The sequence below is a fragment of the Sphingobium olei genome (assembly GCF_042678845.1).
Taxonomy (GTDB): Bacteria; Pseudomonadota; Alphaproteobacteria; order Sphingomonadales; family Sphingomonadaceae; genus Sphingobium; species Sphingobium olei.
On record NZ_JBHTLS010000007.1, the window covers coordinates 20,716 to 27,559 of the forward strand.

Here is a 6,844-nt window from a genome sequence, read left to right on the forward strand (position 1 = left end):
TTCCTATTCACTGCAACTCGATTTTGGCATGATTGCTGGCTCACTTTTTACTGATTTGCCCTGCTGGTTGCGCGAGCCGGCGCGCCAAGCTGCGACTATCAAATAGATACCTGCGGCAATCATCGGCACGGTGAGCCACTGACCCATATGAAGCCCTGTTCTGGCTGTGAAGCCGACAAGCTGGGCATCCGGCTCCCGGAAGAATTCGACAATGAAGCGAGCGAGCCCATAGCCAAGAAGGAACACGCCGACGAGCATGCCAGGGCGACGTCGGGCGTTGGTAAACCAGAAAAGGCACGCGAGCACGGCAAACAAGACCAGTCCTTCCAGCCCGGCTTCGTAGAGCTGGCTCGGGTGACGCGCGAGGCCATCGCGACTTCCGGGGAACACAATCGCCCAAGGCACATCGGTGGGCTTTCCCCAAAGCTCACCATTCACGAAATTAGCGAGGCGGCCGAAGAACAGGCCGATCGGCACGGTGCAGGCGACATAATCATGGACCCGCAGCCATTCGAGGCCGTGTCGTCGCGCGAACAGGATCAGCGCGAGCGAGACGCCAGCTGCACCCCCGTGGAACGACATGCCGCCGTCCCACAGCTTGAGGATTTGCAGGGGGTCGAAGATCATCTCAGGACCGTAAAAGATCACATAGCCGAGACGGCCACCGAGGATAACGCCCAACGTCGCGTAGAACACGAGATCGTCGGCTTGTGCGCGGTTCATCGGGGCCGCTGGTTGGGCCAGCAGCCGCAGCAGATACCACCACCCGGCAATGATGCCGGCGATATAGGCCAGCGAGTACCAGCGGATGTCGAGCGGGCCTATGGAGATGGCTATCGGGCTCAATCCGAGGCTGGCGAATGCGATATGGCTATCCAAGGATTGTATCCTGCCTGCGAGAAGCGGCGCTCGAGCGCGCCATGGGTTATTCCGGTGCGATTGAAGCGCCGGCATCCTTGAGCGCCGCAAACCCGCCGGGGACGTGGGCGACATTCTCCACGCCCATCTCCTTGAGTGATTTTGCGGCCAGCGCCGAGCGGGCGCCGGACCCACAATAGAGCACCAACCGCGATCCACTGGCGAGTTTGGCATTGTGGGTGGGGCTTTCAGGATCGACCTGGAATTCCAGAAGGCCACGCGGGACATGCACCGCACCAGCCACCAGCCCCGATTTTGCGACTTCCCCTGGCTCGCGGATGTCAACGAACTGGACCTTGGGATTGCCGACAAGTTTGGCTGCATCGTCAGGCGCGATAGTTTCGACAATCGCATTCGCTTCGGAAACCAGTTGTTTCGAGGTGCGTGTTGGCATCGACTTTCTCCTGTAAATGAACCTGTATCGGATGGCTCAGCCCTGCTCGGACTTGCCGCCTATCTGGCGCAGCATTTCCGGCAAATCTGTCGGGCAATCACCGCAAAGCTTGTTTGCCGGAACGGCAACGTCGATCTTCTTTGGGTAGGGAAGATCGAGAGCGGCCATGATCGCGACGAATTCCTGAACGGTCTTGCCCGCAAGGCGCGGGTTCCGTTCACGCTCCTGCGCCACTGTCGTGATGTGGCGATGATTGTAGTCGTGAGCCGGGTAGATCAGACCATCGCCCGGCAGCGTGAAAATCTTCTGCGTGACGGAGTGATAAAGGGTGGCGGCGTCACCGTTTTGGAAGTCGGTGCGGCCACAGCCGTCGATTAGCAGGGCGTCGCCGGTGAAGGCGCGAAGACCATCGGGCTGCTCAACCAGGTAGGTATGGTGGGCGTCGGTGTGCCCCGGCGTAAACAGCGGCTGAAGCTTGAGCGCGCCGACAGTCAAAGGCTGGTCCTCGGCGACCCCCACGTCAGCACAGGGAAGGCCGTCCATGGCGGGGTACGCGATCTTGGAGCCGGTAAGGCTGCGCAGATAGCAGGCCGATGTGACGTGGTCCGCATGCACATGCGTCTCCAACGTATAAGCCAGTTCGAGATCCAGTTCCTGAAGCGCGGCAAGGTCGCGTTCGATCGTTTCGAGGACAGGATCGATCAGGACGGCTTTGCGCGTCTCCGGGCAACCGAGGAGGTAGGTGTAGGTCGAGGACTCCGGCTCGAACAACTGACGAAAGATCATGATCGGTCTCCAATGGTGTCTAGCCGCCGATCCCGCCCAGGCTGCGGAACAGCATGTAGGCGGCCACGGCCAGCAGGACGAAAGCGAAGATGCGGGTGAGCAAGCCCTTATGATCGGCGAGCCGGATGGCGGTTTGCATGCCGGCGACGCCGCCAGCGACCCCGCCAGCGATGAAGAAGCCGGCCACGCGCCAATCCACGAGTCCTGACAGGGCATAGTTGAGGGCTGTCGCCGATCCGAACGTTCCCACCGAAAACAGCGACGATCCGACCGCGTTGAGGATGGGCATGCCGCTGCCGAGCATGATGCCGGGCACAATCAGGAAGCCGCCGCCGATGCCGAAGAACCCTGACAGGAGGCCGGCGAGAAGGCCGATCGCCACGAGCCGCACAGCGATGGGGCGCGTGATCCGCACGCCCGGGTCGCCGCCGCCGGATTTGCCGCGCAGCATGGAAACCCCCACCACGATCATCACGCCTGCGAACAGCACCAGGAGATGCTGACCCGCCACCATCTTGCCCAGGGTGGAGCCGATCAGGGCGCCTATGACGCCCGATGCCCCGAAGACGAGGGCGCAGGGCCACTTCACGGTTCCGGCCCGGGCGTGCTGGATCAGGTTGGCGAAGGCATTGGCGGCCACCGCCAGCGCGCTCGTGCCGATCGCGACGTGCGGGTCCTTCATGCCCACGACATACAGCAGCAACGGCAGGGCAAGGATCGAGCCGCCGCCGCCGATCACCCCGAGGGTAAAGCCGACGACGACACCGGATATGAGCGTGAGGATGTCGACCGGCGTCATGGGTTTGCCCCGGGCCTGGCTGCGCGATAACGTTCCTGAAGGGCGAAGACGCCCATGCCCGCCAGCATCGCCACGACGAACACCAGCGCCGCCGGCGCTCCGAGGCTCAGGGCGACCAGGGCCGGACCAGGGCAGTAGCCGACGAGGCCCCATCCGACGCCGAACAAAGCCGCGCCCGAGAGAAGCTTCTTGTCCAGGGACCGGGACGATGGCCCATTGAACGCCGGTGCGAAAAGCGGAGCATCGCGCCTTCGGCCGAGTGCAAATCCCAACGCTGAAACCATGACGGCCGAGGCCAGCACCAAGGCAAGGCTCGGGTCCCACGACGGCGCGGCGACATCAAGAAACGCCAGAACCTTGCTGGGGGCTATCATGGCGGAGACGATCAGGCCGAAGCCGAAAATGAGCCCCGAGGCGAGCGCGATGAGCAGCTTCCTCATTGCTCAGAGTCCGATGACGTGTCGGGCGACGTACACAGTCGCGGCCGCTGTGATGAGGAAGACGCCTGTCGCGGCGAGCGAGCGGGGCGAGAGCCTCGCTATTCCGCAGACGCCATGCCCGCTGGTGCAACCACTCCCGAGCCGAGTCCCAAATCCCACCAGAAGGCCGGCTGCGATCACGACGGCGACTGGGGCCGGCGACGTGAGGTCCGGTAGCAGGCCGCCCGCCGCCCGGTAGAGCAAGGGCGCGGCGAGCAGGCCGACCAGGAATGTTGCGCGCCAGGCCATCTCGCCGCGGACAGGCGCAAGCACCCCGCCGACGATGCCGCTGATTCCAGCGATGCGCCCATTGGCGATCCACAGGAAGGAAGCCGAGAGGCCGATTAGCGCGCCGCCCACGATGGCCGAGAATGGGGTGAAACCCTCCATCGTCAGGATTCTCTGCTCTCAGCTTCGTCACCGGCGCAAAAGAGTGCGTAGAGTTCCGTCAGGATCGGCAGCACGCGCTCGGACGTGATGCGGTAGAATATCGTCGTTTTCTCCCGCCGTGTTCCGACCAGGCCTTCGTCGCGCAGCGTGGCCAGATGGCGGGACAAATTCGACTGTGTCAGTCCGAGGCGTTCGCCCAGATCGGTTACCGACAACTCCCCGCCGAGCAGGCTGCACAGGATCATCAGACGGTGCCGGCTCGCAAGCGAACGGAGGAACGCTTCCGCTTCGCCGGCCTTTTCCTCCAGAAGCTCCGGAGACATTTTAACGAGGGAAGGTGGCACAGTTGCTCCAAACATCTTATATGTAGCATATATGATGGAGTGGTGTTCGATCAAGCGCCAGCTAGGAGGTTCCCCCCGTGAGCTACTATTTCGCCAAGCCATCGAGGCTCCTTCGAAGCGCCGGAGTGCGAGGTAACCCCATGCTGATCGACCAGGCTGTCCGTATCGCTTCCGAGCTGCGCTGCACGCTGGGACAGATTTAGATGCTCGATCGACGTTCGCTGTTGGCTGGCGGAGCGGCATTGTTCGCAACCACCGCTTGCTCGCGCTCCACGCCGGGCCTCGGCGGGGGAGGTGCAAACCCGCTTCCGATGCCGCCGCTGTTGGACGCACGGCCTGGCCGCTCATTCGCGCTACGGGTCCAGTCCGGAACGACTTCATTTTATCCAGGCCGGCCGAGTGACACGCTCGGGTATAATGGCAGCTATCTCGGACCGACGATCAGGGTGCGCCGTGGCGACGACGTGGCGGCTGTCGTGACCAACGGGCTCAACGCGGACACGACTGTGCATTGGCACGGGCTTCTGATCCCCGGAGAGCTGGATGGCGGCCCCCATCAGATCATCGCGCCGGGCGCGACCTGGCGGCCCACGCTCCCGATCCGGCAGCCCGCAGCGACCCTCCTTTATCACTCACACGTCCATGGGTTGACGGCCGAGCAAGTCTATTCGGGCCTGGCTGGGGCGTTGCTGGTAACCGACGACGAAGAGCAGGGCCTGGGGCTCCCGTCAGAATATGGCGTGGACGATCTGCCCCTGCTCATCCAGGATCGCCAGTTCGAAAATGGTCGCCTTGTCATGCCAGGCGGCATGATGGTCGCCATGCAGGGCCGGCGCGGCGACACGATCCTTGTGAACGGCGCGGTGAATCCGCTGGCGGCGGTGCCAAATCGGTTGGTTCGCCTGCGGCTCGTCAACGCATCGAACGCGCGGATTTATGAGCTGTCGTTTTCCGATCGGCGGAGCTTTCACTGGATCGGAACCGAAGGGGGGCTGCTCGAACACGCAGTGGCATTGGAAGCCATAACCTTGGCGCCGGGCCAACGTGCCGAGCTTCTCGTGGACTTCACGGACGGTAGGTCCGCCTCGCTGGTGACGGCGGCTGATACCAACAGCTCGATGATGGGCGGCATGGGTATGATGGGGCGTGGCGCCCGAAGGACCGATGCCGCGGCACCAGCGACCGTGCTGCGGTTTGAACCACGGCCGTTGGGACAGGCTCGTGCCAGCGGCGTCGTGCCGACCCTTCTGGCATCACGAACTGGGCCCGACGCCAGCAAGGCGGTGCGCCGTCGCCGTCTGAGCCTCAACATGGGCATGGGCGGCATGATGGGCTCAGGAAGCGGCGGTGGCGGCCTTACGATCAATGGCAAGCCATTCGACATGAATCGCATCGATGAGACGGTGAAGCTAGGCTCCACCGAAATATGGGAGGTGTCTGGCGAAATGATGCGCCACCCGATCCATATTCACGGCGTCCACTTTGATGTTCTCACCCGCGGTGGCGGGCAGCCCGATGTTCTCGACCAGGGGCCGCGCGACACGGTCCTCGTCAAGGAACCGGTGGAGCTTCTCATCCGATTTGATCAGCCGGCCAAGAGCGCTCCCTTCATGTATCACTGCCATATCCTTGAACATGAGGATAATGGAATGATGGGCCAGTTCAGTGTTGCGTAGGCGTAGGCTCCCACTTCTGGAGAGTTTATGCAGCGCCTACCGTCCAACAGGAGAGCAAGGTTGCCAAAAAGAGCTTTCGCCACATTTCTGCTCGCGGCAACGATGCTGACCGGCGGCACCTCGCTAGCTGCACAGGATAATCTGGTTTATCCCGTAATACCGGGATTTGGCGGGATCGTGGCCGTGCCCAGTGCTGCCGAGCGGCCCGATCCCAAGCTTCGCTACCGCGTCTTGTTCAATGTCACCAAGGCCGCAAGCTCTCCCGACAAAGTGAATCCCAGCCTTGAGAAGGTCGCGCGCTTCGTGAACCTGCTAGGCGCGGACAAGGTCCATCCGGCTGGTGACATCGCCGTCATCATTCATGGTCCCGCGACCCCGCTCGTCCTGCAGAACGCGCCATATGCGGCGCGTATGAAGGTAGCGGCCAACCCGAACGCTGCGCTGATTGCCGCTCTCCAGAAAGCCGGTGTTTCAATCCGCGTTTGCAGTCAGGCCATGGTCGGAAATGAGATCATGCCGAACCAAGTGGCTTCGGGCGTTGAGATCGATGATTCGGCGCTTACAACCTTGGCGAATCTACAAATCCGGGGTTACGCGCTCATCCCGGATTGAAAGGTGCGATACCCCCTCACCCGCAGCAGCCCGCCACGGTCCCGTTCGCCTTCGCCTCCTGAATCGGAGGGCATGGGACATCGCCGAACGAGCAGAACACGCAGCAGTCGCCGGCCAGGGGCCGCAGCACCGCCGCGCAATGTCGGCAATCATGGGGGCCGGTGAGAGAATGTTCGAAAACGATGGAGTGGATGGCTCCCGCTCACCGGCTGAGGCAGACTGCCTCGGCTGAAGAGCGAGGAGACGGACGATGAGTGAGATTGTCACGATTGGGCTGGATATCGCGAAGTCGGTGTTCCAGGTCCATGGTGTAGACGCTGCGGGTCAGGTGGTTGTGACCCGGCAATTGAAGCGCGGACAGATGTTGAAGTTTTTCGCGGCATTGCCTCCGGTTCTGATCGGGATCGAAGCCTGCGGAACGGCGCATCACTGGGGTCGGCAGCTCC

10 protein-coding genes and 1 pseudogene are annotated in these 6,844 nt (G+C 62.6%); 3 read left to right on the forward strand and 8 right to left on the reverse strand.

Annotated features, from left to right (window positions below; all coding sequences use genetic code 11):
- Positions 1-3: 3 nt before the first annotated feature.
- Genes lgt through ACFQ24_RS01780 form a run of 7 tightly spaced genes read right to left on the reverse strand, consistent with a single transcriptional unit; the run spans position 4 to position 4,110 of the window.
- On the reverse strand, positions 4-879 hold the full coding sequence (gene lgt / locus ACFQ24_RS01750; protein ID WP_007016079.1) for a prolipoprotein diacylglyceryl transferase: 876 nt from the start codon (positions 877-879) through the stop codon (positions 4-6).
- Between the two features lie 46 nt (positions 880-925).
- Positions 926-1,312, reverse strand: a complete 387-nt coding sequence (locus ACFQ24_RS01755; protein ID WP_004213269.1) for a rhodanese-like domain-containing protein — start codon at positions 1,310-1,312, stop codon at positions 926-928.
- Positions 1,313-1,348: 36 nt separating this feature from the next.
- Positions 1,349-2,098, reverse strand: a complete 750-nt coding sequence (locus ACFQ24_RS01760; protein WP_007016078.1) for an MBL fold metallo-hydrolase — start codon at positions 2,096-2,098, stop codon at positions 1,349-1,351.
- Positions 2,099-2,117: 19 nt separating this feature from the next.
- Positions 2,118-2,897, reverse strand: coding sequence for a sulfite exporter TauE/SafE family protein (locus ACFQ24_RS01765; protein WP_004213267.1), 780 nt, complete (start codon positions 2,895-2,897; stop codon positions 2,118-2,120).
- Positions 2,894-3,337, reverse strand: a complete 444-nt coding sequence (locus ACFQ24_RS01770; RefSeq protein WP_004213266.1) for a DUF6691 family protein — start codon at positions 3,335-3,337, stop codon at positions 2,894-2,896. Before ACFQ24_RS01770 ends, ACFQ24_RS01765 begins: the two co-directional genes overlap by 4 nt.
- Positions 3,338-3,340: 3 nt before the next feature.
- Complete coding sequence (locus ACFQ24_RS01775) at positions 3,341-3,766, reverse strand: YeeE/YedE family protein (protein WP_004213265.1); 426 nt, start codon at positions 3,764-3,766, stop codon at positions 3,341-3,343.
- A gap of 2 nt (positions 3,767-3,768) precedes the next feature.
- Positions 3,769-4,110 (reverse strand): ArsR/SmtB family transcription factor, encoded by a 342-nt coding sequence (locus ACFQ24_RS01780; protein WP_004213264.1) that lies wholly within the window; start codon positions 4,108-4,110, stop codon positions 3,769-3,771.
- Positions 4,111-4,313: 203 nt separating this feature from the next.
- Here ACFQ24_RS01780 and ACFQ24_RS01785 point away from each other — a divergent pair, with 203 nt between their 5' ends.
- Positions 4,314-5,786 (forward strand): multicopper oxidase family protein, encoded by a 1,473-nt coding sequence (locus tag ACFQ24_RS01785; protein ID WP_007016074.1) that lies wholly within the window; start codon positions 4,314-4,316, stop codon positions 5,784-5,786.
- 60 nt (positions 5,787-5,846) lie between these two features.
- Complete coding sequence (locus ACFQ24_RS01790) at positions 5,847-6,398, forward strand: DsrE family protein (protein WP_326868476.1); 552 nt, start codon at positions 5,847-5,849, stop codon at positions 6,396-6,398.
- A gap of 16 nt (positions 6,399-6,414) precedes the next feature.
- Here the strand turns inward: ACFQ24_RS01790 and ACFQ24_RS01795 are convergent, their stop codons facing one another.
- Positions 6,415-6,591: a GDCCVxC domain-containing (seleno)protein gene (locus ACFQ24_RS01795; RefSeq protein WP_429615043.1), complete on the reverse strand. Its 177-nt coding sequence runs from the start codon at positions 6,589-6,591 to the stop codon at positions 6,415-6,417.
- Between the two features lie 57 nt (positions 6,592-6,648).
- Here ACFQ24_RS01795 and ACFQ24_RS01800 point away from each other — a divergent pair.
- Positions 6,649-6,844: pseudogene (locus ACFQ24_RS01800) on the forward strand (IS110 family transposase); the annotation flags it as partial.

What these genes read in the sequence shown, in the direction of transcription:
- ACFQ24_RS01775 (WP_004213265.1), bottom strand. Translation starts at nt 3,766, where the DNA reads ATGGAGGGTTTCACCCCATTCTCGGCCATCGTGGGCGGCGCGCTAATC.
- ACFQ24_RS01785 (WP_007016074.1), top strand. Translation starts at nt 4,314, where the DNA reads ATGCTCGATCGACGTTCGCTGTTGGCTGGCGGAGCGGCATTGTTCGCA.
- ACFQ24_RS01760 (WP_007016078.1), bottom strand. Translation starts at nt 2,098, where the DNA reads ATGATCTTTCGTCAGTTGTTCGAGCCGGAGTCCTCGACCTACACCTAC.
- ACFQ24_RS01765 (WP_004213267.1), bottom strand. Translation starts at nt 2,897, where the DNA reads ATGACGCCGGTCGACATCCTCACGCTCATATCCGGTGTCGTCGTCGGC.
- ACFQ24_RS01755 (WP_004213269.1), bottom strand. Translation starts at nt 1,312, where the DNA reads ATGCCAACACGCACCTCGAAACAACTGGTTTCCGAAGCGAATGCGATT.
- ACFQ24_RS01770 (WP_004213266.1), bottom strand. Translation starts at nt 3,337, where the DNA reads ATGAGGAAGCTGCTCATCGCGCTCGCCTCGGGGCTCATTTTCGGCTTC.